This window comes from Domibacillus indicus (assembly GCF_023715895.1).
Taxonomy (GTDB): domain Bacteria; phylum Bacillota; class Bacilli; order Bacillales; family Domibacillaceae; genus Domibacillus; species Domibacillus indicus_A.
This window is the reverse complement of record NZ_JAMBOO010000124.1, coordinates 1-259: the sequence shown is the minus strand read 5'-3', so window position 1 is coordinate 259 and position 259 is coordinate 1. Positions and strand designations below refer to the sequence as shown.

Here is a 259-nt window from a genome sequence, read left to right as displayed (position 1 = left end):
AAGTTCGAGTCTTGCCTGCGGAGCCAATCTGGGGAAGTACTCAAGAGGCTGAAGAGGCGCCCCTGCTAAGGGTGTAGGTCGGGTAACCGGCGCGAGGGTTCAAATCCCTCCTTCTCCGCCAGATTTTTAATATTAAGGCCCCTTGGTCAAGCGGTTAAGACACCGCCCTTTCACGGCGGTAACACGGGTTCGAATCCCGTAGGGGTCACCATTTTGGAGGATTAGCTCAGCTGGGAGAGCATCTGCCTTACAAGCAGAG

Annotated in this window: 2 tRNA genes; both read left to right on the top strand. The window is 55.2% G+C overall.

The annotated features are described in order from the left end of the window. Nucleotides 1–30: 30 nt before the first annotated feature. Nucleotides 31–121, top strand: a tRNA-Ser gene (locus M3221_RS25920). Nucleotides 122–136: 15 nt separating this feature from the next. Continuing rightward, nucleotides 137–211: transfer RNA gene (locus M3221_RS25915), tRNA-Glu, on the top strand. The last annotated feature ends 48 nt before the right edge of the window (nucleotides 212–259 follow it).